Origin of the sequence: Mesorhizobium sp. LNJC405B00 (genome assembly GCF_000502615.1) — a bacterium.
GTDB lineage: Bacteria > Pseudomonadota > Alphaproteobacteria > Rhizobiales > Rhizobiaceae > Mesorhizobium.
The window spans coordinates 210,595-234,996 of record NZ_AYWC01000006.1 but is presented as its reverse complement, the minus strand read 5'-3'; the positions used below and the strand labels follow the sequence as shown (position 1 = coordinate 234,996).

Here is a 24,402-nt window from a genome sequence, read left to right as displayed (position 1 = left end):
GACCCCGGCGATTTGAGTTGGTCAGGCTTACGCCGTGACGACTTCGATGGCGCACTCCGGACGCAGAATGCCGTGGCCGACCGCGAAGCGGGCAACCAGAGCGGTAGCCTGCCAGAGGGTCAGGTACTCGGACTGCATGGAGAGGCTCATCAGACGGCACGTACCGACTGCCGAGCGGTGGAAGATCGACATCGCGGTGTTGGCGAAGTTGCCCTGATACTTGGCGGGGCCGGTGGCCACGTTCGAGTTCGGGACGTTGTTCGACTTCACGATGTTGATGCCAGCGAGGCTTTCGATCTTGCCTTCGGCGATGCCGCCCTTGCCGCCCCAGTCCTTGTTGACCAGATCGGTGTTGGCCGCAGCCGCGTAGAAGGTGACCGGCTTCACGAACGCATTGCGGTCGCTGTCCACGATGTTGTTCTCATCGAACTTCTGGGCCGCTGCGAACAGGGCCGCCTTGATGAGGTTGCCGTCCGTGCGGACGTTGGCACCGCCGACGATGACCGAACCACCCGGCTCACCCGTGATGGTGGCCGAAGCGCGGGCCGCGAGGACCGCAGTGCGGGCGACGTTCGTGTCGAACGCCAGAGCGAGGGCTTCGCCGAGCTGCTTGGTGTACTCGGAGCGCACGTCGTAGTGCGACTTGGCCTCGTCAATGTCCGCGATCATGACGTTAGCCAGGAGCAGATCGTCAATGGTGATCACGCGCTCGTTGTGAGCGATCGGCGTACCGACGAGCTGGGTGCCCGGCGTGTGGTAAGCCGCCGTGATGCGACCGGTGGCCGGGAACTGGGCCGACTTGCCGGAAGCGATTTCGCGGATCAGGTGCTTGTCCTGATACACGCAGTTCATGTTGAAGGCCGTGAGGACTTCGCCCGAAAAGATTTTCAGGTTGAGGGCGTCAACGTCACCGGCGAGGTTAACTTGGCCGATGCGAGAGACGGAAAGGTCTGCCATTTTAGTGTTTTCCTGTGTGCGATTGGAGGGATGATCGGTCCGACCAGAAGCGCCCCGCAGGAACACGAGATTGTCCGCTCAAGGCCCCCCTCGGGGAGCTGTTGGCGGGTCAAGGTTCTGTTTGGTGTTTCTTGGGAACCTGTAGGGGCCGGAGCCCCGAAGTCGCCGCCGAGTGGGCAGCACGACTATGGTCCATCGCATTTCAGGAATTGGCTGGAGTGGAAGGGATCGAACCTTCAACCGCCCGGTTAACAGCCGGGTGCTCTACCGATTGAGCTACACTCCAAAGACGACCTCCCCGGTGCGCTTCTACGAGAGGCGGGGGAGGTTCTATTATCAGCCCAGAAGGGCCAATATCGCTGGCTTAAAGGCTGTCGCCCAAAGCGTCTGGCCGGCATCGTTGAAGTGAACAATGTCGATCCAGTAATTGGTGCTGTACGTCGCGAACTCTGGGATCGCGTCGAGGTCCACGAGAGCTTCCGCGTAGGTCGCCCAGTTGGCACGGAGCCAAGTGTTGAAGGCGATGCGGTAGTTGTTCTGCGCAGTCGTGGAGGTGTCCCGCAGGGGGATCGTAGCGGCCACGAGGAGCTGACTGGCGTGGATGCCGTTGGCGTAGGTCTGGAAGTCAGCGATGAGCTGTGCGTCCGTCCTGTTCGCCGTCAGATCGTTGATGCCCGCGCCGCCCATGACCACGATGTTCTTGGTGAACGCCGCGTCGTACTGGCTCGCTATACGTGCAGCGACCGCGCCTGCCATAGTCTGGAGGGTCTGGCCGCCGACACCCATGTTCGTCGCGTACAGCGGCGTGGAGATCGAGGAGAGGACCTTCTTGGGCCATGTCTGGTTCTTGGTGTTGCCAGAGCCTTCGGTGCGGCTGTCGCCGTCGAAGACGATCTTGGCAGAAGCCAGAGCCGGCGTCAGAACCGAGCACTGCGCCATCAGGGCAGTTTCGACCAGAAGACAGTCGGCGTCGGAGAGCGCGGCGTTGTAGGCGACGTAGGCGATGATGTCGAACTCGCCGTCGTAGCTGCTTGGGATCGTGCCGTTCCATCGGCCTAATCCCTTACCCGTGACGGTGCCGGCGGCGGGTGCCGTGGCGACGTTGAAGGTAGCTTTGTTGAGGCCGAACTGCTTGCCGGTCGGGCCGCCACGCCACCGCATGACGCAGGGGTGGATCGGGGGGATTTGCTTGGGCGTTGCCGTACTCACGTAAGGCGACGTGTTGTTGCCCAGAAGGCCGACGTTCGTGGTTCGCGTGAACAGCGAAACAGTCGTCAGATCGGCAGGCATCGAGCCGTAGTAGTTGTCGTTGAACGAGAAGGACGGAGCGAGGAGATAGAACTCCGTGAACGCCGATTTCTCGATGACCGGACCGGTGGTGCAGGCCGTGAACTTGGACCTAACGCCAACCGCGAGGGGGCTGCTGTCGAACGAGATGGACGGAGCGGCGTTGTAGCTGGCCTCGGCGTAGACGCCTGGCTGGTTGACCTTGGTCGCTTGGTCCTGATGGAACCCGTTACCGCTCTGATCGTACCACTTGCGGAGGCCGAGAGAGCTGGCACCACGGAATGCGGAGGCGGCGTCAGTGTCGAAGTATTTGGAGCCGAAGGCTATGTCTTGCTCAACGTCATCGCTTGCGCGTTGGACGCGGAGGGCGGGGCCGGAGTAGGCCGAGACAAGCTTGGTCGTGCCGTAAACGACGGCGGGGGGTGCCGAGACGGTAGGGAGGAACGTCGGGGTGGCTGGAGGTGCCACCACTGCTGCCGTCGAGGACAGCATGACGCCAGTCAGGACGCCGAGGACGACGCCCTTCATGACCCCCTTTATGTGCGCCATTAGACGTACAGGTTGACCGTGACGGTGCCTGACGTGTAGCCGCCGATCTTGACGCCTACGCGGAAGTGCCAGCCGGAGCCTGCGCGGCCCGTCTTCTCGGCGGGAGCGGTGTAGCTGTCAACGTCGGCCCATGTGATGCCGTCCTTCGAGCGCTGCACGAAGACCGTGGCGACGAAGGTGCCGGAGATGCTGATGTCGAACTCGTCGCCGGCCTGAATGAAGACGGCGGGAGTGAATGTGTTTTGGGCGGTGATGTCCATCATTTATCCTTGTGAGAAAATGCCTCGTAGAAGGCGATGAGGCGCTTCCCGCAGGCCACCTTTTGGGCCTCGGAGAGCTTCAAGGATGCGATGAGGTCGAGCACCTGTTTCTTGGTCATGGCCCCCTTCTTGGGAGCCGCCACGATCTGGTCGAAGCAGAGGCGAACGTCTGCCGGGATCGGGGGAAGCGTTATCGGCTTTGGCTTATTTCCAAAGGTCACGCAGCCGGTCAACGTCAGCGCCACTAAGGCACTGGTGCAGACCGTCCGCAAGGCTGTCCGCATAGTCATTGAGCGCGGCCTTCCGTTTCGAGAGTTCGGTGTAGGCGATGGCGTCCTGTGCAGCTTTCTGCTGGTCGGCCTTGAGGGCGGCATCGGCCAGCTCTCGGGCACGTTCGGAGGCCGCAAGGTCTTCCTTCAGGGAGATGATGGCCGCCTCTTGGCGAGCCTCACTCTTGCCCTTCTGGTAGAGTGCGACGCCCGTGATTGACAAAGCCAGCAGGCTCACAATCAGGATCACTAATTTCCAGTTCTTGAGTACCCACAGCATCGGCGGCGGTTCCTTGTATGTTGGTGAAGGTTTCCAGCGCTCGCTTGAAGTCGAAGTGTCCGACCCCGACGTAGGCCCCATAGAGGGAACCGATGAGGGCGAGACAGCCGGCGACGACAGCAGCGCCCTGGCCGGTGCCTACGCCGTAGAAGGCAAGGCCCCATGCGAGCACCGTGTTGACCGCGAGCGCGATCTTCGAGGTGCGCCGCTTGGAGGTCTTGGCGATCACGGGTGGGTCTTCCAAGGGAGCTGGAAGTGGGGACCGTCCTTGAAGGTTTTCCAGTCGCCGCCCCATTCAATGGGAACGCCAACTTCCTTCGCGGCCTGCTTCACGGCTTTCGCCATCGGGTAGTAGTATTTCCAGTCGTAGGTCGGGGCTCCGTTCACGACCGGCAGGAGGTCGACAGCGTGGCCGTCGAGGTGCCGGGAGTGCATGGTCGTGGAGACGCCTTTCTTGACGTTCGCGACCTGTTGGGCCTTGGAGCGGAGACCTTCTCCGACTTGGAAGTCTTGGGGGGTGATTTCGATGGCCCGTTTCACAACCTTCACGAGGTCGGGATGGACGCCCTGCAAGTGCGCGAGCGACTTCGGGCCTAACACGTAGGCCATGATTTCCTTTGATGAGATGGCCCCCACTTGACGTGCAGAGGTGGGGGCCGTGTCAGTTAGATCGAGGAGCGAGCGAGCTTCTGCTTGACCGCTTCACGGAACGCCGGGTCGGCGCGGTACTGGGGCTTGGCCTGATCGGCGAGCATCTGCTGGAGGCTCGTGTAGACATCGCCGCCGGCCTGCGGGGCGTTGCCCTGATTGATCAGTTTGGCCGGGGAGCCCTTCGCTTTCACGTAGTCGGCCTTCAGAGCCTTGATGGCCTGCTCGGCGCGGTTCTTGTCGCCCGAGTTCACGGCGTCGTTGAACACCTTGACCTTGGCGGCGTCGTAGCCCTGCGCAGCCCAAGCGGTCATCTTGGTCAGCTCGTCAGCACCACCAGCGGCGGCGTGAGCGTGAGCAACATACCCGTCAGCCTTCGACTTGCGGTACTCGATGAAGTCGTCAACCGTTTCCTTGGGGAAGCCGGCCTTGTCGAGCTTCTCATACGAGGCGTCCGACAGCTTGCCGTCCGCGTCGAACTCGGCCTGAAGGGCGTCCATGCCAATGCCAGCGGCATCAGCGGCGGCCTTTGCGGCCTTCTGGTCGGCGTCTTCTTCCTGTTCGGCTTCAGCTTCGGCCTCGGGAGCCGCGCTCTCTTGCGCATGGGCGGCCTCCTTCGGCGCTCCTACCTTCTTCTCCAATTCGCCATACGACTGGAGGAGGGCTTCGGTGCGGATGGACTTGGTTTCGGCGTCCCAGAACTTCTCCGGAATGTGATCCGGGCGGTCGGTCTGGACGGGGGCTTCGGGGCCTGTGGCTTCCGAGGTGATGTTCAGTTCGACGGCACCACCCATTAGGCGATCCGCGTCTTGATGGTCACGCCAAAAGCGGACTTCGTGACGATGAACGTGGCGTCACCTTCGACCACGACTTCCTGATCGTGGGCGATGTTGGTCTTCAGGTCGGCGAGGGCTTTTTCGTCCTCGGTCTTGGTGCGGTTTCCGGTATTGATTTTGGTCATGCTGTCGGTGTCTCCATTGACTTCTGGGCCATGCCGCCAATCTGGTTGACGGCGTTCGGGCCGAGCTTGTCCACGAGCTGTTGCATCATGGCTTGCTGCTGCGCGGCTTGGCTTTCTTCGGCGGTCATGATCAGGCCGGCGGTCTCGACGTTCAGGCTGTTAGCCACTCGTTGAGCAAAGCCGTCCCACTTGATCGTGTTGACTGCTGGGGTTTCCTGAACGATTGCCTTGAACTGGATGAGGTTGGAGAGGTCATTGCCTCGGCCCAGCGCATCCATGCCGGTGACCACCTTCGGGAAGACGATCCCGTGTGGCAGCTCCGGGAGGGAGCCACGGCGTTCGAGAGCTTTGATCAGGACGGTAGCGAGCGGGAGCTGAAGATCGACCGCTTGGACGGAGTAGGTGCCGCCGAGGGTGTCTTCGAGTTCGCGGGCCATGTAGCGGATTTCCTCCGCAGTGACGCGCTCACCCGGTCGCTGGATTGCGGTGTTGAGCAGGAAGGCGAACGCCATGCGCTGTTCGAGCGTGGTGATCATTTCCTTGGCTACGCGGAAGTCGTTGTAGCGCTCGATCTGGAGGAACGTGATGTCCTCGGCATTGCCCATGATAGGCTCGCCGTTGGCGGCGTTCATCAGATCGCGAACCGAGGTCGACCCGTTCGGGTTCACCATCGGAATCACTCGCGCCGAGATAGCGACAAACTCGCGGATGGACTTGGAGAGGCTTTCGAGGTGCGAGAGGTCTCCCGCGTACTCCTCAACCAGACCACGACCGTAGTCCTCGCCGTCGACCTTGTTGTATCGCAGGGCCAGGAAGGGCAGCTCCTCACGGAGATACGTGCCTTCCGATCCGGAGACCACAACGCCTTCGATTTCTTGATAGACCTGATACTGGCCCTCATCGTTCAGAACGACGTGGGTGAACAGGAAGAAGGGCTTGTCGGACGGTGCGGTTTGAACCCCGTTCTCCAGCGGTGACCCCGGAGGGAGCGCTTGGGTGGGGATTTGCTTCTTCACGTCTTCAGGGATCGCGGCGAGCGCAATGCTCTCCTTGATCACGACTTCCAGTAGGTTCCCTGCCGGGTCCCTTTTGACCACGTACTTGTCCATACGGTAGACGCGGCAGCGGCCTTCCTCGGTGACGTAGAGGAGGACATTTCCGCTGACCACGAGGAGCCGCAGGGCTTCGTAGAGGTCGGAGCGAAGGGCACGTCCCTCCACGTCGGTCATGACGCGGCGAACGAACTGGCCGAAGGCTTTGTCTACCTCGTCCTTGGCACCTTCTTGGCCCGAGATTTCGGCCGCCGTCATGTCGTCCACTTCCATCTTGAAGAAGGGGGCGTTCGGCGGGAAAAGGGCGAGCAGCATCTTGGCTGCGACGTTGTTGATGCCACGAGCCCCGAGGCTCTGTTCTGGCGTTACGAAACTGGTGGAACCGTTGGCTCCCTCATCGGGAAGGAGCGTGGGGATGGTGAGCTTGGCACAGACCCGTGCCCGGTCCAGATACGCCTTGCGCTGGCTTTCGAGAATGCCATAGCGCGATGCTGCCGCGCCTGCCATTAGGGGTTAGACGTTAACCCCAGAGGCGGGACCGCCAGATGCGAGGTCGATGCGGAGGGACGAACGGCCCTTGCGCTTCTTGTCGTCGGCGTTGGTGTTGATCGGCACGGGATCGGGAGCCTTTTCAGGCGCTTCGGTCGGCTTCGGGGCGATGTTCGCCACCTTGTCCATTTTAGGTGTTACGCACATAGACGGTGTTTTCCTGTCGTTGGAGTTCGAGCCGGAGGCGACGGACCAGCCGCCGCTCTCCAGATTTCATCCAAATCTCCCGTTCAGTGTCCTTTGGGTCGGCGCACTTCTCGGGATACAGGCGGTCCAGCCAGTCGATCACGTCTCCGGGGATTGGCGGAACTTGCTGTTCTTGGCTCATGAATTGTTCCTAGGTTAGGCCCTAATCAGAAGGGACCCGTCAGGGCATTTCTGACCTTAGTCGCCAAGGTGAACAGCGAGCCGTCGTTGACGATCACTTCGTCAAACTCGCGGTCCTCCAACAGGCCCTCGGAGGGGTGCTGGTTGGTTGGCGCTCGGCCCGGTCGGAACACTTTCCAGACCTGACCGCCCTCTGCTCGGATCGCGTCGTACTCATTCGGGAACCGCACGTCGTCAATGACCAGCATGTCCGGTCGGGCGTCGTTCAGGACGGCCTTAATCCAGAGGTCCGGGTTGATCGTCTGGCGGCCCCAGTCGGAGCCGATAGTCTGCATCAGGTATCGAGGCGTGGCCCCGATGGCGTCCAGATGGGTCTCCTTGCCGTCACCCGTGGCGACCAGCTTCTCGATCACCACCTCGGCGAACCCGAAGGCCGCCAAGAGTGGCCGGATCATTGCCTTGAGAGCGTCGGCGAAGCCCTTGCGGACGAAGCCGTACTTGCCCAGCTCTCGGGCCACCTCACTCTTGCCCGACTGGGGAGCCGGGGAGTAGAGGCCGATGATCATCTGCTCGCGGTCCATCAGATGAGTTCCAACAGCCTCGCGACCGACCGGCGGGCCGAGACGTGATGGATGAACACACCGCCAGCGGCCACCCACGCATCCTCGTTGAGGGCGCGGTCATCGACCAGAATGTCACCGGGCTTGCAGTAGCTCGGCTTCTCCGTGGTCAGGCAGCAGATCACCGGGATGCCGGGGCCGACGTACTCGCTGACCCACTGGGTCTTCTGGCTGGCAACGTCGTGGGCATCGCGCTTCGGCAGCGCCGTCAGGACAGCGATGTCCAAGCCGGTATCGAGAGCGGCCTCGACCAGCACTTCCATATCGGAGGTAGGCTGAAGGTTGGCGAAGAACATGGGGTCGCTGTTGAGCTTGGCCCAGAAAGCCTTGGGTCCGTTCTTGAACTCGTAGCGGTAAATGTTGTCGGTCTCGCAGAGCATCTGTGCCCGCTGATCGAAATCGGCGAGCACCCCGTCCATGTCTAGGAATATGGTTGCCAGAGTATCGGTTCCTTCTTTTTGTAATCGTAGTCTTCGGTGCGGAGAATGCGGGCGACCCGCGCTGCGGCGAGGGCGTCGGCCTCGGTGAGACCGGCCTTCTCGTAGTGTGAGACGATGCACTCCCAGAGGTCCCCGTGGCCGGCCTGCGCCAACCATTGGACCCGTGTCTGGCCGGCGTTCTTGCCGCGCTTGATTTCGTCCTCGGTGCGGACCAGCAGCCGGCCCTCGTCCACGATTTCTCGCGAGCGGACGTAGCCGATGTTGGGGCAACCGCCGTAGCCGTCCACCATGTCCCCCGAGAGGGTCTGCGCGTAGAACTCACGGTCAGCCTGGGCGACACTGACGCGGACCGGCTTGGTGTCCTTCTTGGGGTTCCAGTGGAGACCCGGTACGGAGCGAAGGTCCTTGTCCTCGGTGACGACGATCTTCTCGCCGGGGATCACCTTGGGGTTCGTCAGGAGGATGCCGAGCACGTCATCGGCCTCAAGCGTGGGGCGCGTGAACGTCTCGTAGTTCGCCTCTATGTGCTCCTTCAGGGCACCGAGGATCATGGGGCGGCGGATACCGTCCCGGTTGCTCTTGTAGGTCGGCAGCACCTTCTTGCGGAAGTTCTCCGTGTCCGACAGGCAGACGATGATGCGGTCTGCATCGAGCTTCTCCATGAAGCCGGCGAACATGCTGTCGAGGTTTTCTTTGCCGGTGTCGGCGTCAGCCGAGAGGATGAAGTGACCATCAAATTCGAAGGGCTTCTCCACTCCACATGCCATCTGGTAGGCGAACAGGTCGCCGTCCACGAGTAGGGTGGTTATGTGCTGTCTCCTAGTTGTCGTCGTCAAAGTCTTGGGCGAGGGCGATCCCGTAGGTCGCCTTCAGGTTCTCGCTCCAGTCATCGTGATCGAAGCCGTTTGTGGGTCTTGTCGATGAGGCTGGCGGCGTCGTCGGGGTGGATGCGATACCACTCCCCTTTTGCGCCTCCGGAAGCAGCACTGAAGGTCCGCCGTAGCGTACGCTCGGCGAGGCAAGCATCGGCGAACCAGCGATGGTAATGAAGCCGGAAGTCTCGCAGCGGCGAGGCTGTTTGGTAGGTCCGAAGTCGCTCGGCCAGACCAGTCGTGCGGCCAACTTTGCAATACCCAGACCAAGCCGGGTTAGTGATGACGTAGACATATCCTGCTCCTTTGTTCCGTCGTGTTTCAGTGCGTTTCTTTCCAGTTGCTCCCTGCGTCGGCGTTGCCCGCGAGGGGGCACTTGAACTCAAGGTCGTCTCCTGCCTTTCTGATGCTGTCCTCGGCCAGACGCTTGACCGTCTCGACATGCTGCGGGAGCGTGTCGATCTGCCATTCGTCGTGGACGTTGGCGCAGAACTCGTAGTCCACACCCGGCACCAAGCCAGCGGCCTGAAGGTCGGCGTCGAGGATGACGAGAGCCACTTTCATGATGATTGCGCCGGCAGACTGAAGCAGCGTGTTGAGTGCTGCGTGGGCCTTGCGGACCTTCAGCTTGCCGCCGTCGAGGGCGAACAAGAACTTGCGCTTGGCTGCGCGTTTCTTGACCTGTTTGACCAGCTCGCCGAGTGCCGGGAGGTTGCGCATGAAGGCGTCTTTCGATGCCGTTCCTGCGTCCCTGATCTTCTTCTCGGAACCGAGGACCCCGAGGATCGTGCCCAGCTTGTAGTCGCCTGCGCCGTAGATGAAGGCGTAGAACCAGACCTTCGCTATCTCGCGGCCCGAGACCGTCTTGCCTTCAACGGTGTAGGCTTTCATCGGGTCCAGCCCGAGCGCCCTCGCGTTGACGGTGTGCATGTCCGTCCCTTCGGACTTCTTGCCCTTCAGGATGGTCTCGATGTACGCCCCGCCGTCGTAGCGGGCCATGTAGCCGGCCAGACAACGAAGCTCCAAAGCGTCCGCGTCACACCCGACCAGCACGAAGCCGGCGGTGGACGTGAACAGCTCGCGGCAGTCAGCGCCGTAGCCGCCGACGTAGCCCCACAAGACGTTGCCGTCGTCGTCGGACTTGACCTTCGGGACCTGTGCGATGTTCGGCTTCGAGTGGGTCATCCGGCGCGTGACCGCACCGAGGGTGATGACACCGCCGAAGATTCGACCGTTCACCTCCTGCTTGAGCCACGCTTGCTTGCCTTCGGCGATCTGACCGATGCGCTTGGCAACCGTCAGGTACTCCGTCAGCAGGCGAGCTTCGGGCCACGGGAGCTGCGAGAGGACCGTTTCGTCCACCTTGGGCTCACCACTGTCGGTGAACTCCATAGGCCGCCAGCCGTAGAGCTTCTTCAGGCGCTCGGCGATATGCTGCCGACTGCCGGGGTTGAACTCGACCGTCTTGATGTTGGTGTAGGGACAGCCCTCGCTGTAGTGGGCCTTGGGGTAGATCGGAACCTGTGTCCCGTCCCGCTTGGTCTTGTAGCCAATCGGGGGGAGGTCCTTCTGCTGGACCGATCGATCTTTCTTCGGCGTGACTTGCCCGTTGGAGGCCAGCCAGGTCCCGAAGGTTTCCTTCAGGCTGCGTTCGAGCTTGTCACGTTCTGCGACCAGCTTGACGTAGAGCTTCTCGGCCTTCTTGGTGTCGAAGGCGAAGCCCCACCGCTCCTGACGGGCGACGATGCGGGCCACGTCCATTTCGAGGAGGATCGACCTGTCGGAGAACGGCGAGCGTTTGCCTTCCTCGGTCTTCAGGTCCTTCCACAGGGTCCAGAGCTTGCCGTAGAGGTCGGCGTTGACCACCACGTCCTGCTCGCAGTAGTCCTGCATTTCCGGGTTCCAAGAGGCCCACGGATCGAGCCCCTTCTCCTCCATCATCTTCGAGTAGTCGCCCTTCCAGTTGCCGAGGCGGTAACCGAAGGCTTCGAGGCTGTAGCGGCCCCGGAGACCCGGAGGCAGCTTGCCGCGCTTGATGAGCTTGGGATCGGTCTCCTTCAGCTCCGGCCAGATCAGCCGCGCCAGCACGAGGGTGTCGATGACGACGCCTGTCGGCTTGAGCCACGGGTAGACCTTCTGGAGCGCCGGCAGATCGAACTTGATGATGTTGTGGCCGATCAGCTCGGTGGCCTCCATCAGGAGACCCAGCCCCTTTTGGAGCCGCACGTTCTGCACGGCCCTGCCGGGAACGAACTCGGTGTTGTGGAGAGGGTGGTCGGATGCGGACCAAATCTCTCCGGTGTCTATGTCCTTGATAACCAGTGAGTGGACGGTAGTGAGCTTGTCCAGAAAGCCGTCTGTCTCGATGTCGAAGATCAGGCGGATGGTTTGCCCCCTTCGATCAGCTTGAAGGAGGATCTGATTTGGACGGCCCGCCGGTCGCGGTTCTGGCGCATGTTTGCCAGAGCCATCTGGGCGGAGACCACGCCCCTTCGGGCGCGGCGTTGGAACACCACTAGGTCACCGATGGTGAGGCGCTGGGCCTCCATCAGTTCAGAAGGGGAGGTCGTCTTCTCCGGAGAAATCTTCGGTGTCATTTTCTTCCTCGAATGGGTTGTGATCGAGTTCGAGGAGGCGGCCACTCACACCGTCGTAACGGTAGAAGATGGTCTCCCCCGTCGCGGCCCCTACGGGTCGGTGTTTGAGAACTCGGACTGTGGTGACGCAGCGAAGCGCTTTGTCTTCGTGCTGCTGGTCGCGTTCGAGACCGAGCATGGTGACGCACCAAAAGCCGATGGACCGGGAGCCTTTGAAGTGCCGGATCATCACCCGACCGCCTTCCTCGTGGGGTGTCCCGTCAGGGGTCGCGAGGTGGGAGACCATGTGGATGGTGACGTTGAGTTCCTGAACGAGGGAGCCCATCTCGGCCATGATGCCTTCGAGGGCGACCCGCTCCTCCTCGTCCGCAGCGGCGGCGAGCGCCGTGAGGTGGTCGAGGTAGAACAGCCGGACCCCTTCGGAGTGGGCCAGGAACCGGATCGTGGACTTGATCACGTCCCAGTCGGTGGCCCCGAAGCTGTCGTACATGAACAGCTTGCGGTCCTCGATTTCGCCGATGGCTTCGGTCAGCTCTGCGGTGGTCCAGCGCGGCTCCTCGCCTTCCCGGTTGGGGACGTGGAACTGTTTGCCGGCGTGGGTGCTGGCGATGCGCTTGACGGTATCGTGGGGCTGCTGCTCAAGCAGGAAGACGCCGACCGGCTCGTTGAGCGTGGTCAGGTCGTAGTAAATCTGCTTGGCGAGGAACTCGGTCTTGCCAACACCAGTGCCCGCTCCAATGGCGATAATCTCGCCGAGGCGGCGGCCATAGAGCTGGTAGTTCAGTTCCTTCCCAAACCACGGCAGGCCCATCTCGGTAGGGATGAGGGCCTTGTCCTTCACGTCCGCGATGGACACCACGCCGTCAGGGCGGAAAGCGCGGGCGCCAAAGATGGCATCCACGATCTTCGCGCTGTCGCCGGCTTGGAGCGCCTCGTTGGCGTCCTTGTGGCCGTCGATCCGAGCGATCTTGCAGCGACCCGGCGGGAAGATCATGGCGCACTCTCGCGCCGCGTCCTGCCCCGGCTCGTCGTCATCGAACATCAGGACCACTTCATCGAAGCCGAGGAGGTACTGAATGCTCTTTTGCAGGGACTTCTTGGCCCCCTGCGCCCCGTTGGGGACAGAGACGACCGGCCACTTGTTGCCTTGGACTTGGGAGACCGACAGGGCGTCAATCTCTCCCTCGGTCACGACGATACGCTTACCGCCGTCGCGCCAAAGGTGCTGGCCGTAGAGGCCCGCGGATTTGGTGTCGCCGAGGAACTTGAAGTCCTTGTTCTTGAAACGGACCTTCTGGGCCAGTGCGGTCCCCGAAGTGTCCCGGTAGGTGGCGATCTGGACCGTCTGGCCCTTGAACTCGCCCGTTGTGTAGCCCCACTTCCGGCATGTTTCCTCGCTGATGCTGCGCTTGACGAGCGCCTGCGGGGAGCCGGAGGGGATCAATCCCTCCACTCGGGTGCGTTCCTTTCGTTCTGTTGTTGGGTGCCCGTCACCGGGCTCGTAGTGTCCGCACGAGAAGCAATGCCCGTGCCCGTCCGTGTATCGTCCCAGAGCATCAGAGGAGCCGCACTCGGGGCACGGCTCGTGATGCAGGAACTCGCTGTCGTCAGCCAATCAGCGCCGCAACGCGATCAGCGATGGTCTTGGCGCGGTCGCGGCGGGCGAAGGCGTCCAGACGGGCGGCGGCGGTGGAGGCGATGCTGTCTTCCAGCTTCTCGATCTTGCCGGCGAGGGCGTCGATCACGGTGGCCTCATGGGCGACGACAGCTTCCAGCTTGGCGGCGGCCTTGTTGAAGCCCGCAATGGCCTTCTCGGTGGACGGAACGAGGCCCAGGAGGGCGCGGATGGTGGTGATGATGTTCATGTCTGCTGTCTCCGGTTAGCGGTAGCGGTTGCGAATGTCGGCTTGGCGATCGCTCTCGTCCGGCAGGCGGAAGGAGCGAAGGGTCACGAGGTGGTTGAGGGGTGCGTCGGTGGACACAGCGTCCTGACGCTGCCAACCGTGAGTTCCCGGAACCTCGTCCGCTGCCTTGCGGCGGGTGAAGGTCACAGTGTGGACAGTGGCGTCGAAGCTGATCGGAACGTCGCGGTAGTAGCAGTAGGGGGCAGGCGAGCAGACCGCCATGCGGCAGTGCTCGTGTCCGTTACTGCCGAAGGGGAGGACGCTCGTGCAGATCGTCCCCAGTAGGCGCTTCGGGTTGATGCTGTCGTAGACGTTCACCCTCATGCGAACGCCTTGTTCTGGAACTGCTGGGCCTGCCGGACGGCCTCGGCGTCGTAGGTGTAGCGGGCGTAGCGCTGGCCCATGTCGTCCTGCTTGTACTCGACCTTGATCGGGTGGCCGGCCTTGCGGAGTTCCGAGATGCGCTTCGGGAGGTCGCGGCAGGCCCACATGGCCGAGGCTTCGATGGGCGAGAGGTTGCCGTGCTTGCGGAGGTGGTTGAGGACCAGCGTCTTCATTGGCTGGCCGTTGCGGGTCTTGAAACTCATGATTGTCCTTTCGAGGATGCGTATGGGAGGCAGGGGCCGAAGCCCCCACCGTCACGCCTTGGGTTTCTTGGATGCTCGTTCGATTGCCGCCAGCTTGCGCGGACACTTGGGCTCGTTGAGCCATGCGTCCGGGATCGACTTGTCGGCGTAGAGGAAGCCGTACTGGTCGCACCAGTTGGCGTAGGTCGTCTTCGACCCCTTCGAGAGCTTTGCTTTGGAGTTCGAGAACAAGAAGCGAATGTCGAGGTCCGGGTGTTCGGCCTTGATGTTCTTGTGCTTCTGCCGGTCCTCTGTGACAAACCGGCCCTTGGTTTCGACTATGATGCCGTTCGGGAGGGGCCAGTCGGGAGTGTAGGAGCGGACCTTGATGGGCGGTGTGTAGAAGACTTTCATGCCTTCAAACGTCACCTTGATGCCCTTCGCAGCCAGCTCCTCCGCTATCCGTTCTTCCAGTCCCGAGCGGTAACCGTGCAGGATCGCCCTGCGCCGGACATCAGAAGTCCGTGTCGTCGTCGCCATCGTCCGACGAGTTGCTGTCGTCGTCGCTGTCGTCTTCGTCTTCGGTCTCGACATCGTTCGCGTCGAAACCATCTTCCTCGGCCTCGAAGCCGTAGGACGAAGCCGCTCGCTGACCGCCGGAGACCAGTTCGATGATCTGGGCAGCGTTCAGGCGACGGGAGACGCCGTAGGAGCCCGAGCCGTCAACGAAGTAGGGCTCAAGGTCGAAGTTCAGGATCGCGACCGAGCCGCCCCAAATCTGGATGCCCTTCTTCATGGGCTTGCCCTTGCCGTCGAAAATGTCCGGCTTGGCCGACCACTTGGTCTTGTCCTTGCGGATGCCGCCGGCCTTCATCTTCACCTTCATGTCGATCTTGCCGGTGTCTTCCTCGGTGTCCTCGTCGTAGACAATCGAGTAGGGCTCATCGGCGACGATGCCGCCGGTCTTGGCCTCGATCTTCTTGCGGGCCTTGATGTCCATCTTGGCGAACTTTTCTTCGGCCAGCTCCTTGGCGCGGACCATCGCGGCGTCGACCTTGGCGAGCATGGCGCTCACCTTCGGGTCAGCGCGGTCGGCGATGAAGCGGGTGTTGTAGCTGCCGTCCTTGTCCGGATACTTCTCGGTGCCGTAGTCGATCTTGTCGAGCTTCGGGTACTTCAGGGTGACGCGGGGGGTCGAGATGCGAACCCGATCTGGGTTCTTCTGGTTTGCCATTCGTGGCTCCTAATGAGAGGTGTTAGCGGGAGTAGCGGGCTTCAAGGGCGGGCACGTCGTAGCCGAGGTCCGCGAGCTTGAAGGCGAGGTCGACCGGAAGCGTCATGCCGCGCTTCCAGTGCATGATGGCGGTCTGGAGGTAGAGGTTCATGCCTTGAACCCTTCCTTGCGAGCGAGCGCCATGAGCTTGCGGCGGGTGCTCCGGTTGCCGAACCTCTTGGAGATGATCGGTGTGCGGTAGCGGCTGCGAGCGTTGGGGTTGGCCGCGGTGGTCTGGCCGTAAATCTGAAAGAGAGTGACTGTCATGTTTCCTCGATTGGCCCGTTTACGGGACGAATTAGTCGCAGATGCGGAGAAGGCGCTTGAGCTGGGAACCCTTGAGTGTCAGCCACTCGTGGGTCAGCCCGCCGCGATCCGCGATCCATTCCTGAATGGCCTTGGGGTACTGCCGGGTGAACCAAGCCGTGTAGTTGTCATCGTAGGCTTGGGTGTGATCGGCGAGCAGGATGAACGGCGCGTGGAAGTTCAGCGTAGCGTCTTCCTTCACGCACATGGTGGGCAGCGCGGTGTAGAGGGTGCAGGCCGACGAGCATTCGCCGGCAATGACCACCTTGGTGTGATCCCGCTCCCAGAGGTTCCGCAGGGCCACGAAGTCGTCCACGATCCCGCCGCCGTTGTCTTCGACCCAGACGAGGCTGGTGTCGCCGATCTTGGGCGGCAGTTCCGAGGCGTGACAGGGCCTGCAGAGCGTGAGGGCGGCCAGGAGCGTGAGGGCTCCCAGCGCGACCATCTCGAAGATCGGGGGCTTCGGTGCGGTGTGGCTCACAGTTCATTCTCCACGTACAGGTCGAGGGCGACGAACGCCGGGTTCTCCCGGAACTTCGAGGCGAGGACGTTGGAAGCGGCGCGGAAGACCTCCGAGGGATCGACGCGGTGCCGGCGACAGAAGACGGAGAAGGCGGCGGCGAGAGCCACGACTTGCATCTCCTTGCGGTCGTCCTGCACCCGATCAATGATCTGGAGCGTGGTGGCCGCGACCGAGGCTGCGTCGACGTTGTTGATGCGGTCCATGTCGATCATTATTTGGCCCTCCGGACGAAGCCGCACTTGACGAGGCTGTCGATGACGACGTTGCGGAGGAAGTGCTTCTCCTTGCCGGTCAGTTGGTGCCGGACAAAGGTGTGGCCGTCGACTGTGATGTCGTCGTTGGAAGCGCCGTAGCGGATGACGATGTTGGGTTTCTGCATGATAACTCCAATGCGTTCGGAAACATGATCCTAGGTTAGGCCCTAAATGGCCCGTTACCGGGACAAATTAGGCGAAGAAGTAGCGGCTGTTGAGGGTCTCGGACAAATCAAGTCCACCAACCATAGGCACAGCAGGGGTGTCCTGCTTCAGGTGTTCGGGCACGACTTCTCGGGCGAAGACCTCAAGGACGTTCTCGCCAGAGTACATATTGACGAAGCTTTCCCGGAGAGCCTTTGCGAGGGCTGGTGTCTTGGCCGCCGTGGTCCCGTAGCTGTCGTGGATCATCGCGAACTTGGTCAAGCCCCGTTCAGCCGCCAGATTGACCGTGAGGGTCAGTGCGGAGGCGTCAAGGGCGTGGACGAAGTTCGGCGCGATGCCGTTGGCCTGCCGTCGCCGATCGATGGTGTCTGGCACCTCGTCGGTGATCTGTGGCTTGAAGGTATTGCCGAGCAGGGTTGTCCGTATCTGATGCGACTTCAGTTCCGGGTACGCTTGCACAACCACGAAGCCGCTCGGGGTGGTCCACTGGATCGGACCTTCTGCCGAGATGCGCCGTGTCACGTCCTGTAGCCAGCCCATGGCCAACCTTGCGGCCACCACGACCTCGCCGATGGCGGACCATACGCGAGACCCCAGCCAGTTGCAGGAGGCGAACAGGGTGTCCCCGAAGGGGTCCCGAACGCCAGCCGCGAGCTTCTTAGAGGTGGCCTCCAAGACGTACTTCTGGCAGGACGACAGGGTGCCGCCGTAGGGCAGGACCATGACGGGGCGCTTGGTGATGCTCCGGTCGATCCCGAAGGCTCCCCAAGTGTTGGCGAGGTTGATTTCCTTCCGGTCCTCGTCCGTCATGGAGACCCAATCCCACTGCGGGTGGTGCTCCATCATGGCTGAGTGGTAGAGACCGTCGTTCACCACCTTCGCCACCTCGGCGTAAATGTCCTGCGGCTTGTCGCTGGGCACCAGATTGACAGCCTTGCCCCCGACAGGATCGCGGAGCATGGCCGAGTAGTGCTGGAGCCCGTTGCAGGAGCCGTCCATCGCGATGGGGACCCGCGACTTGAAGTTCACCGGGTCCGCGTAGAACTGGGCGAACTCGAAGCACCACGTCAGGAACACGAAGGGGCTGTCCGCTTCGGTCCACCAGAGGTAGTCGAGCGGGTCCTTGGCGGCCTGAAGGATGTTCTGGAGGTTCTCCTTGGTCCACGCGATGCGCTCGTCAAAGTCCACCTTGTCGACCCCGTAGGAGTTGGCACCGTGGACGAGGAACCAGTCCCGCGCCTCGTTGGTGTGGATCGGCTCGCCCTTGGCGAACACCAGCAGCCCCTTCGCCACGTCCGACCCCTGCGGGTTGAGGACCTGGGGTACGGAGTAGACGCGGCCCCGAAAGTCGAGCTGATGGGGGAAGTAGATCGCCGGGTACTGGGCGAACTCCTTCGCGATGGCCTGCGTCTTGAGCGCCAGCATCTTCTTCGAGAACATCGAGCGGTTGCGGGCGTAGACCTGAACAGCCTCCCGCTTCCAGACCTTCCGTGCCTCCTCGTTGGTGTCGATGTCGAGGGGCTTGGTGGGCAGCGGGTCCTCATTCAGAGGAGGCAGGCCGGCTATCTCATTCCCCGCCGCGAGTAGCTCGTTCAGGACGGCAAGGGTGCGAGGCTCGATGGCCCATGCGGTGCGCTGGATGGAGTTGACCGAGGCCATGACCCTCGACAGGTCGGCCCCTTGGAGAGCCTTCTTGTGGGCCTTGGCGCGGGTCTTCACGAGGGCCAGCGGGTAGGCGAAGGCCGTGGTGTGGTATCCGCCGCCGGTCAGTCCGGTCCAGTCCTTGGGCGGAACGACGCAGGGCAGGAACTCCGGCGACATAATCTCGAACTGCATGTCCAAGGTGGCGACCCAATCAAGGAAGCGCCGCGTTGGTACGAGGGCGGTGCTGCGGCGGCGGGCCGTCGTCGTCGTCTCAACCGCGAACAGTCCCGTAGAGGCCGCCAGCAGCTCGATCAGCTTGAGACCGACCAGCAGCCGGTCCCGGTCGCTCCAGCCGTCCCACTCGTCGCCCTTCTCCCGGAGGAGGTGCATGTAGACCCGGCGCTTATGCTCGAAGTGGTCCGAGCGTTTGTCGAGGTCGGTCTGCACGGTCCTCATGTACCCCTTGTTCTCCTCCATGAATTTGGAGAGGCGCTTTTCCAGCTCAACCGTGGAGCCGATACGCACCGCGATACGGGTGAGGTTCTGCTCCTGTGCGTAGCTGTCGAGGACCAGCTTGGCGGTTATGAAGGCGAGGGCGCTGGCGTCCATGCCGGAGAAGAACCGGACGGCGCTGTGCCGGCGGCCTGCCTTCCCCGAGCCCGCGTCCTCACGGAACTTCAGGATGGCGGCGGCAGTAGGATCGATCACCACGTCCAGCACTTGCTGCATGGACCGGGACCGGGTGGCCTGTCCTTCGTCTCGTGCCTCAAGCGCATTGCGCCTGAAACGGTCGACGCCGAGAGACGCCATGCGGGCCTCCAGATCGGCTTGAACTTCCATCATGTTTTGCACGGTTTCTCCTTGGTTGGGCACAGGTTCGGGCACAGACGGCCTAATGGGACTGGAACGGCCCGGTTACGGGACAGTATCCAGTGCGTTTACGGGACAAGTTCAGGCCCGCCTCGCGGCGAGCCCTATGGTGTTGAGTTTTAAGGGGTTTTCCGTTTGGCCCGGTTACGGGACAATATGCCCACAGAACCTAAATCCAGGGCGTCTACCAGTTCCGCCACATCCGCATTTGTCGGCAATCCCATGTAGCCATCATTCTGTCAATGTCGGGGCGAAAATGTCTGCCGTTGGGGCGGTCATTCGCTGCAACGCGAAGATGGTTGAAAATTGGCCTCGCCTGTGACAAAAGGCGTGTCAAATGTGACGGGACGCGCCGATCCGCTTCTGCAGAATGTGATAAGAAGTAGGAAAAACAAGAACTTATTCACATCTTGGAACGCAGTTTGGAAGAATTTGAGCCGTAATTTCGGTCAAATCGCCAGGTTCCGTGCCAAAAGCCATTCCCGGCAAGATTGTACCGGCAGGCTGTGAACGGCAAGACGCCGTGGCAGCCTCTTTGGTGAAGATAAAGGTTTTACGATGCAGGTCACCGAAACGCTCAACTCCGGTCTCAAGCGCGAGATCAAGATCACCGTGCCGGCCGGTGATATGGAAGCCAAGCTGATGGCGCGGCTGTCCGACGCCAGGAACAAGGTCCGCATCAACGGCTTCCGTCCCGGCAAGGTGCCTGTGCAGCATTTGCGCAAGGTCTACGGCAAGTCGTTCATGGCCGAAGTGGTCAACGAGATCCTCAACGATTCGACCCGTTCGATCATCACGGGGCGCGGCGAAAAGGCCGCCATGCAGCCTGAAGTGATCATGACGGAAGACGAGAAGGAGGCCGAGAAGATCCTGGCCGGCGGCGCCGACTTCGAATTCCGCCTCAACTACGAGGTCATCCCGGCGATCGAGATCAAGGATTTCTCCGACATCAAGGTGACGCGCCAGGTATTCGAAGTGCCGGACAGCGAGATCGACGAACAGGTCCAGCGCGTTGCCGAATCGGCGCGAAGCTTCGAGCCGAAGACCGGCAAGGCCGCCGAAGGCGACCGCGTTTCGATCGACTATGTCGGCAAGATCGACGGCGAGGCCTTTTCCGGCGGCGCCGGCACCGACCAGCCGCTGGTTCTGGGGTCCAAGGAATTCATTCCGGGCTTCGAGGACCAACTGATCGGCGCCAAGGCCGGCGACGAGAAGCAGGTCACCGTCACTTTCCCGGAAAACTACCAGGCAGCGCATCTGGCCGGCAAGGAAGCCACCTTCGACGTCACCGTCAAGGAAGTGTCCAAGCCCGGCGCGCTGGAAATCAACGACGAGATGGCCAAGAATCTCGGCCTGGAATCGCTGGAGCGCCTGCGCGACGTGGTGCGCGGCCAGATCGAGAACCAGTTCGGTTCGATGACCCGCCAGAAGGTCAAGCGCCAGCTGCTCGACCAGCTTGACGCGGCCTATTCGTTCGAGGCGCCGTCGAAGCTCGTCGATGCCGAGTTCAACAACATCTGGACCCAGGTCAACCGCGATCTCGAAGCCGCCGGCCGTACCTTCGCCGACGAGGAGACGACGGAAGAAGAGGCACGCGCCGAATATCTGCGGCTTGCCGAGCGCCGCGTGCGTCTCGGCCTGGTTTTGGCCGAGATCGGCGAGAAGGCCGGCGTCACCGTTTCCGACGAGGAACTGCAGCGCGGCCTGTTCGAGCAGGTGCGCCGCTACCCGGCCAACCAGCAGCAGGAAGCCTTCGAGTTCTATCGCAGCAATCCGGAAGCTCTGAACACGCTGCGCGCGCCGATGTTCGAGGAGAAGGTCGTCGACCATCTGCTCAGCCAGATCTCGGTCACCGACGTCAAGGTCAGCAAGGAAGAGCTGATGGCTGACGACGAAGAGGATACAGCCAAGGCCAAGCCGGCGAAAAAGGCCGCTGCCAAGAAGGCCGACAAGGCTGAAAAGGCCGACGACGCGGAAGAGCCGAAGAAGAAGGCAGCCCCGAAGAAGAAGGCCGCCAAGGACGCCGAATAAGCGCCTGACGACAAGATCAGAAAAGGCCGCCCTCGAGGCGGCCTTTTTCGTTGTGGCGGATGTGCCTTGAGCCACCGCAGCCCACCTGAACCTTTGTACGGTCGACCTGTTCTACCTACCGGCCAGATTCTGTGGTACACAAGTGCCGCAATTCCATCTGGGGAGGAGCGGAGAATCTATTCTGCCGTGCAGGGCGCATGCTGGTGCTACCGGCATGTGCAGACCGTCTCAGGCAAATTTGACGATCAGGGAGGAATGCCATGCGCTTGGTTGCGTTTTTCGCCGTCGTTTCCGTTGCAACTTTCATCGCCAATCCATCGCGGGCACAGGACGCCGCGGCGGGCGAGAAGGTCTTCACCAAATGCAAGGTCTGCCACGTCGCAGACCAAGATACCAACAAGATAGGCCCTTCGTTGCATGGCGTTATCGGCCGGACGGCCGGCACGCATCCGGATTTCAAATATTCCGAAGCCATGATCGCGGCCGGCACATCCGGCGTCAAATGGGATGAACCGACACTGACGACGTATCTTCACGACCCCAAGGCAATGGTCAAAGGGACGAAGATGGCGTTTCCCGGTCTCAAGAAGGACGAGGACGTCGCCAACGTCATCGCCTATCTGAAGCAATTTTCCCCGTAACCTGGCTCGTCGGCCGGCCAGAGCGTTTCACCGTCTCACGGAAACGGCGATCCGCTCGATCTCTTTGTTCTTACGCAATTCCGGACGGAAAACCGCATACGCTCTTTCTGGAATTGCTCTAGGCTGCCCGGTTTCCATCGATGGTCGTCTCAAATGTCGGTCAAGGAAAGCCTTAAGGATACCGGCGTCCGCCTCTCGGAAGCGACGGCCAGTGATTTCTTTGCGCTCTTGAAGCCTCGGGTCATGGCCCTTGCCGTCTTTACCGCCTTCGTCGGTCTGATGGTGGCGCCCGGCGCGATGAACCCGGTCATCGCCGTGATCGCCATAGGTGCGATTGCGGTTGGAGCGGGAGCGGCCGGCGCGCTCAACATGTGGTACGACGCCGACATCGACGCGCTGATGTCGCGCACGTCAAAGCGGCCGGTTCCGTCGGGCCGCGTCACGGCGGGCGAAGCCCTCGGCTTCGGCCTGGTGCTTTCCGCACTTTCGGTCATGACGCTCGGCGTGCTGGTGGGCTGGCTTGCCGCGTCACTGCTGGCCTTCACCATCTTTTTCTACGTCGTCATCTATACGATGTGGCTGAAGCGCTCGACGCCGCAGAACATCGTCATCGGCGGCGCGGCGGGTGCGCTTCCTCCGATGATCGGCTGGGCAGCGGCCACCGGCGCCATCGGCATTGAAAGCCTGATCCTGTTCCTGATCATTTTCCTGTGGACGCCGCCGCATTTCTGGGCGCTCGCACTGTTCAAGGCCGGCGACTATGCCGCTGCCGGCATCCCGATGATGCCGAACGTGGCCGGCCAGGCCTCGACCAGAAGGCAGATCTTCGCCTATTCACTGCTCCTGGCACCGATCGGCGTGCTGCCCTGGGCGTTCGGATTCACGAGCGGGGTCTATGGGATTGTTTCGGCTGCATTGGGCTCGGGTTTCATCTGGCATGCCTGGAACGCCCTGGTCGTCCTCGACAAGGAGATGAAGCCGGCCAAGGCGCTGTTTGCCTATTCGATCTTCTATCTTTTCGCGATCTTTGCCGTGCTGCTTGCCGATACCATCGCGATACGCGCGTTCATGTCAGCCGGAGGGTGACGGCATGACGCTGTGTTCGGAAACCTCGCCTTCCGGGAGCCTTTTGTAAGAACGGGCGACAAGCTCCAGTCAATGGAGTATATTGATTGCGGTGCAGGTCGCGGTTCGCGTGGCCAGTCATGCAGAACGGCAGCACCGTGAAACCGCGACCTTGCCGGACCTGGTCTGGAGGAACGGGCATGACAAGTTTTCACGTGATTGCAGGCGCCAGCGAAACGCTGGAACACACCAAAATCCGAAAAATCAGCGTTTCCGATCTATTCGATGCGCTCAAGCGCGGTGTTGACGATTTTATGGTCAAACCGTCGCACATCGTCTTTCTCTGCCTGATCTATCCGCTTGTCGGCGTGGTGCTCGCTGCCTGGACTTCGGGCGCCAATGCGTTGCCGATGTTGTTTCCGCTGGTGTCCGGCTTTGCGCTGATAGGTCCATTCGCGGCGATCGGCCTCTATGAGATCAGCCGCAGACGAGAAGCCGGGCTCGACACCTCCTGGACGCACGCTTTCGAGGTCAGGAATTCTCCGGCCCTGCCAGCCATCGCCGCAGTCGGGATCATGCTGGTTGCAATCTTCATCGCCTGGCTTTTGGCGGCGCAGGTGTTCTACGAATATCTCTTCGGCCCGGCTCCGCCTGTATCGATTTCGGGCTTCATCAATGAAATATTTGCCACCGGACGCGGCTGGTCTCTGATTGTCCTGGGGCACGCCATCGGCTTCGTCTTCGCCGCGGTGGTGTTGTGCACGACGGTTGTCGCCTTCCCATTGCTGCTCGACCGCGACGTCGGCGCCTACGAAGCCATCCACACATCGGTGCGAGCGGTGCTGGCGAACCCGATCCCCATGGCTGTCTGGGGACTGATTGTCGCCGTCGCCCTGATCATAGGCTCGCTGCCGGTGTTTGCCGGGCTGGCGGTCGTGCTGCCGATCCTGGGTCACGCCACCTGGCATGTCTACCGCAAGGTTGTGGAGCCGCCATCGTCCCCGACGCGGGTCGGCCTCTGACCCTGCAGATCAGCTGATGGGAAGCTTCATCTCCGGTCTTTGACCGGAGATGAAGCTGTGCGTCAGGGCCCCGGTCCGAAGAAGGACAACCGGGTGAGAAGCGTGTAGTCCGCTTCGAAGAGCATCATCGCCACGAACACAAATATCAGAAGCGGCGGCAGGATGATCGCATAGGTCAGGGCCAGCCGCTCCCAGGCCATGTGCATGAACACGGCGACGATCAGCCCGGCCTTGAGGATCATGAAGATCAGGATCAGAGACCATCTGAGATAGCCGTGGATGCCGAGATAATCGACCATGTAGGAGCAGGCGCTGAGGATGAACAGCCATGCCCAGACCACCAGATAGAGCTTGATCGGATGTTCCTGATGAACCTCCGCGACGCCGGTCGATGGCCCTTCATGCGCATGATCAGAGTGCAGCGCGTGTTGCCCGAGGCCGTTTGCGGTTGCTTCAGCCATGTCAGCCTC

The 24,402-nt window shown here is 61.7% G+C and carries 34 protein-coding genes and 1 tRNA gene; 4 read left to right on the top strand and 31 right to left on the bottom strand.

Annotated elements, in window-relative coordinates; genetic code table 11:
- Positions 1-27 precede the first annotated feature (27 nt).
- The 30 genes from X756_RS151355 to X756_RS0134300 form a co-directional block, all read right to left on the bottom strand.
- Entirely contained in the window at positions 28-957 is a 930-nt protein-coding gene (locus X756_RS151355; RefSeq protein WP_023729922.1) for a phage capsid protein, read from the bottom strand.
- 210 nt (positions 958-1,167) lie between these two features.
- Positions 1,168-1,243, bottom strand: a tRNA-Asn gene (locus X756_RS151360).
- A 50-nt stretch (positions 1,244-1,293) separates the two neighbouring features.
- On the bottom strand, positions 1,294-2,772 hold the full coding sequence (locus X756_RS151365) for an SGNH/GDSL hydrolase family protein (protein WP_198020020.1): 1,479 nt from the start codon (positions 2,770-2,772) through the stop codon (positions 1,294-1,296).
- 20 nt (positions 2,773-2,792) lie between these two features.
- Positions 2,793-3,053, bottom strand: a complete 261-nt coding sequence (locus X756_RS151370; RefSeq protein WP_023729920.1) for a hypothetical protein — start codon at positions 3,051-3,053, stop codon at positions 2,793-2,795.
- Positions 3,054-3,257: 204 nt separating this feature from the next.
- Positions 3,258-3,602, bottom strand: coding sequence for a hypothetical protein (locus X756_RS151375; RefSeq protein ID WP_023729918.1), 345 nt, complete (start codon positions 3,600-3,602; stop codon positions 3,258-3,260).
- Positions 3,502-3,831, bottom strand: a complete 330-nt coding sequence (locus X756_RS1000000168770; RefSeq protein WP_156941370.1) for a hypothetical protein — start codon at positions 3,829-3,831, stop codon at positions 3,502-3,504. Before X756_RS1000000168770 ends, X756_RS151375 begins: the two co-directional genes overlap by 101 nt.
- Positions 3,828-4,211: a M15 family metallopeptidase gene (locus X756_RS151380; protein WP_023729917.1), complete on the bottom strand. Its 384-nt coding sequence runs from the start codon at positions 4,209-4,211 to the stop codon at positions 3,828-3,830. The genes X756_RS1000000168770 and X756_RS151380 overlap by 4 nt, the downstream gene beginning before the upstream one ends.
- A gap of 56 nt (positions 4,212-4,267) precedes the next feature.
- Positions 4,268-5,044, bottom strand: coding sequence for a hypothetical protein (locus tag X756_RS151385; RefSeq protein WP_023729916.1), 777 nt, complete (start codon positions 5,042-5,044; stop codon positions 4,268-4,270).
- Positions 5,044-5,211 (bottom strand): hypothetical protein, encoded by a 168-nt coding sequence (locus X756_RS1000000168765; protein ID WP_023729915.1) that lies wholly within the window; start codon positions 5,209-5,211, stop codon positions 5,044-5,046. The genes X756_RS151385 and X756_RS1000000168765 overlap by 1 nt, the downstream gene beginning before the upstream one ends.
- Positions 5,208-6,770, bottom strand: coding sequence for a portal protein (locus tag X756_RS151390; protein ID WP_023729914.1), 1,563 nt, complete (start codon positions 6,768-6,770; stop codon positions 5,208-5,210). The genes X756_RS1000000168765 and X756_RS151390 overlap by 4 nt, the downstream gene beginning before the upstream one ends.
- A gap of 6 nt (positions 6,771-6,776) precedes the next feature.
- The gene (locus X756_RS1000000168760) at positions 6,777-6,941 is read right to left on the bottom strand and encodes a hypothetical protein (RefSeq protein WP_023729913.1); all 165 of its coding nucleotides are present in this window, start codon (positions 6,939-6,941) and stop codon (positions 6,777-6,779) included.
- A 1-nt stretch (position 6,942) separates the two neighbouring features.
- The gene (locus X756_RS151395; RefSeq protein WP_023729912.1) at positions 6,943-7,140 is read right to left on the bottom strand and encodes a hypothetical protein; all 198 of its coding nucleotides are present in this window, start codon (positions 7,138-7,140) and stop codon (positions 6,943-6,945) included.
- 25 nt (positions 7,141-7,165) lie between these two features.
- The gene (locus tag X756_RS0134315; protein ID WP_023729911.1) at positions 7,166-7,720 is read right to left on the bottom strand and encodes a hypothetical protein; all 555 of its coding nucleotides are present in this window, start codon (positions 7,718-7,720) and stop codon (positions 7,166-7,168) included.
- The gene (locus X756_RS151400; protein ID WP_023729910.1) at positions 7,720-8,178 is read right to left on the bottom strand and encodes a hypothetical protein; all 459 of its coding nucleotides are present in this window, start codon (positions 8,176-8,178) and stop codon (positions 7,720-7,722) included. Before X756_RS151400 ends, X756_RS0134315 begins: the two co-directional genes overlap by 1 nt.
- 2 nt (positions 8,179-8,180) lie before the next feature.
- Positions 8,181-8,993: a hypothetical protein gene (locus tag X756_RS151405; RefSeq protein ID WP_050589258.1), complete on the bottom strand. Its 813-nt coding sequence runs from the start codon at positions 8,991-8,993 to the stop codon at positions 8,181-8,183.
- A 25-nt stretch (positions 8,994-9,018) separates the two neighbouring features.
- Positions 9,019-9,366 carry a hypothetical protein gene (locus X756_RS1000000167430; protein ID WP_245264505.1) on the bottom strand — a complete coding sequence of 116 codons (348 nt, stop codon included), beginning with the start codon at positions 9,364-9,366 and terminating at the stop codon, positions 9,019-9,021.
- Positions 9,367-9,392: 26 nt separating this feature from the next.
- Complete coding sequence (locus tag X756_RS151410) at positions 9,393-11,267, bottom strand: DNA polymerase (RefSeq protein WP_050589257.1); 1,875 nt, start codon at positions 11,265-11,267, stop codon at positions 9,393-9,395.
- Positions 11,268-11,446: 179 nt separating this feature from the next.
- Positions 11,447-11,668, bottom strand: a complete 222-nt coding sequence (locus X756_RS1000000168755) for a hypothetical protein (protein ID WP_156936490.1) — start codon at positions 11,666-11,668, stop codon at positions 11,447-11,449.
- Positions 11,625-13,121: a DnaB-like helicase C-terminal domain-containing protein gene (locus X756_RS151415; RefSeq protein WP_023729906.1), complete on the bottom strand. Its 1,497-nt coding sequence runs from the start codon at positions 13,119-13,121 to the stop codon at positions 11,625-11,627. The genes X756_RS1000000168755 and X756_RS151415 overlap by 44 nt, the downstream gene beginning before the upstream one ends.
- A 154-nt stretch (positions 13,122-13,275) precedes the next feature.
- Complete coding sequence (locus tag X756_RS151420; protein ID WP_023729905.1) at positions 13,276-13,533, bottom strand: hypothetical protein; 258 nt, start codon at positions 13,531-13,533, stop codon at positions 13,276-13,278.
- Between the two features lie 15 nt (positions 13,534-13,548).
- Entirely contained in the window at positions 13,549-13,896 is a 348-nt protein-coding gene (locus X756_RS151425; protein ID WP_023729904.1) for a hypothetical protein, read from the bottom strand.
- Positions 13,893-14,159 carry a helix-turn-helix domain-containing protein gene (locus X756_RS151430; protein WP_023729903.1) on the bottom strand — a complete coding sequence of 89 codons (267 nt, stop codon included), beginning with the start codon at positions 14,157-14,159 and terminating at the stop codon, positions 13,893-13,895. The genes X756_RS151425 and X756_RS151430 overlap by 4 nt, the downstream gene beginning before the upstream one ends.
- 51 nt (positions 14,160-14,210) lie before the next feature.
- On the bottom strand, positions 14,211-14,678 hold the full coding sequence (locus tag X756_RS151435) for an endodeoxyribonuclease (protein ID WP_023729902.1): 468 nt from the start codon (positions 14,676-14,678) through the stop codon (positions 14,211-14,213).
- A complete protein-coding gene (locus tag X756_RS1000000166665) occupies positions 14,653-15,372 on the bottom strand; it encodes a hypothetical protein (RefSeq protein WP_023729901.1) in 720 nt (239 codons plus the stop codon). The genes X756_RS151435 and X756_RS1000000166665 overlap by 26 nt, the downstream gene beginning before the upstream one ends.
- 22 nt (positions 15,373-15,394) lie before the next feature.
- A complete protein-coding gene (locus X756_RS1000000170390) occupies positions 15,395-15,523 on the bottom strand; it encodes a hypothetical protein (RefSeq protein ID WP_023729900.1) in 129 nt (42 codons plus the stop codon).
- Positions 15,520-15,678 (bottom strand): hypothetical protein, encoded by a 159-nt coding sequence (locus X756_RS1000000168750; RefSeq protein WP_023729899.1) that lies wholly within the window; start codon positions 15,676-15,678, stop codon positions 15,520-15,522. Before X756_RS1000000168750 ends, X756_RS1000000170390 begins: the two co-directional genes overlap by 4 nt.
- Positions 15,679-15,709: 31 nt before the next feature.
- On the bottom strand, positions 15,710-16,198 hold the full coding sequence (locus tag X756_RS151440) for a hypothetical protein (protein ID WP_023729898.1): 489 nt from the start codon (positions 16,196-16,198) through the stop codon (positions 15,710-15,712).
- Entirely contained in the window at positions 16,195-16,452 is a 258-nt protein-coding gene (locus X756_RS151445; RefSeq protein ID WP_023729897.1) for a hypothetical protein, read from the bottom strand. Before X756_RS151445 ends, X756_RS151440 begins: the two co-directional genes overlap by 4 nt.
- A complete protein-coding gene (locus X756_RS1000000168745) occupies positions 16,452-16,619 on the bottom strand; it encodes a hypothetical protein (RefSeq protein ID WP_023729896.1) in 168 nt (55 codons plus the stop codon). The genes X756_RS151445 and X756_RS1000000168745 overlap by 1 nt, the downstream gene beginning before the upstream one ends.
- 67 nt (positions 16,620-16,686) lie before the next feature.
- The gene (locus X756_RS0134300; protein ID WP_023729895.1) at positions 16,687-19,146 is read right to left on the bottom strand and encodes a DNA-directed RNA polymerase; all 2,460 of its coding nucleotides are present in this window, start codon (positions 19,144-19,146) and stop codon (positions 16,687-16,689) included.
- A gap of 585 nt (positions 19,147-19,731) precedes the next feature.
- On the opposite strand from X756_RS0134300, the gene tig reads away from it, so the two are divergent.
- The 4 genes from tig to X756_RS151465 all read left to right on the top strand — a co-directional run bounded on the left by tig (position 19,732) and on the right by X756_RS151465 (position 23,932).
- A complete protein-coding gene (gene tig, locus X756_RS151450) occupies positions 19,732-21,204 on the top strand; it encodes a trigger factor (RefSeq protein ID WP_023667669.1) in 1,473 nt (490 codons plus the stop codon).
- 260 nt (positions 21,205-21,464) lie between these two features.
- Positions 21,465-21,845, top strand: coding sequence for a cytochrome c family protein (locus X756_RS151455; protein ID WP_023667668.1), 381 nt, complete (start codon positions 21,465-21,467; stop codon positions 21,843-21,845).
- Between the two features lie 153 nt (positions 21,846-21,998).
- The gene (locus tag X756_RS151460; protein ID WP_023667667.1) at positions 21,999-22,931 is read left to right on the top strand and encodes a heme o synthase; all 933 of its coding nucleotides are present in this window, start codon (positions 21,999-22,001) and stop codon (positions 22,929-22,931) included.
- Positions 22,932-23,110: 179 nt separating this feature from the next.
- Positions 23,111-23,932, top strand: a complete 822-nt coding sequence (locus tag X756_RS151465) for a DUF2189 domain-containing protein (RefSeq protein WP_023667666.1) — start codon at positions 23,111-23,113, stop codon at positions 23,930-23,932.
- 62 nt (positions 23,933-23,994) lie between these two features.
- On the opposite strand, the gene X756_RS151470 is transcribed toward X756_RS151465, so the two are convergent.
- Complete coding sequence (locus tag X756_RS151470; protein WP_023729894.1) at positions 23,995-24,393, bottom strand: cytochrome C oxidase subunit IV family protein; 399 nt, start codon at positions 24,391-24,393, stop codon at positions 23,995-23,997.
- Between the last annotated feature and the right edge of the window lie 9 nt (positions 24,394-24,402).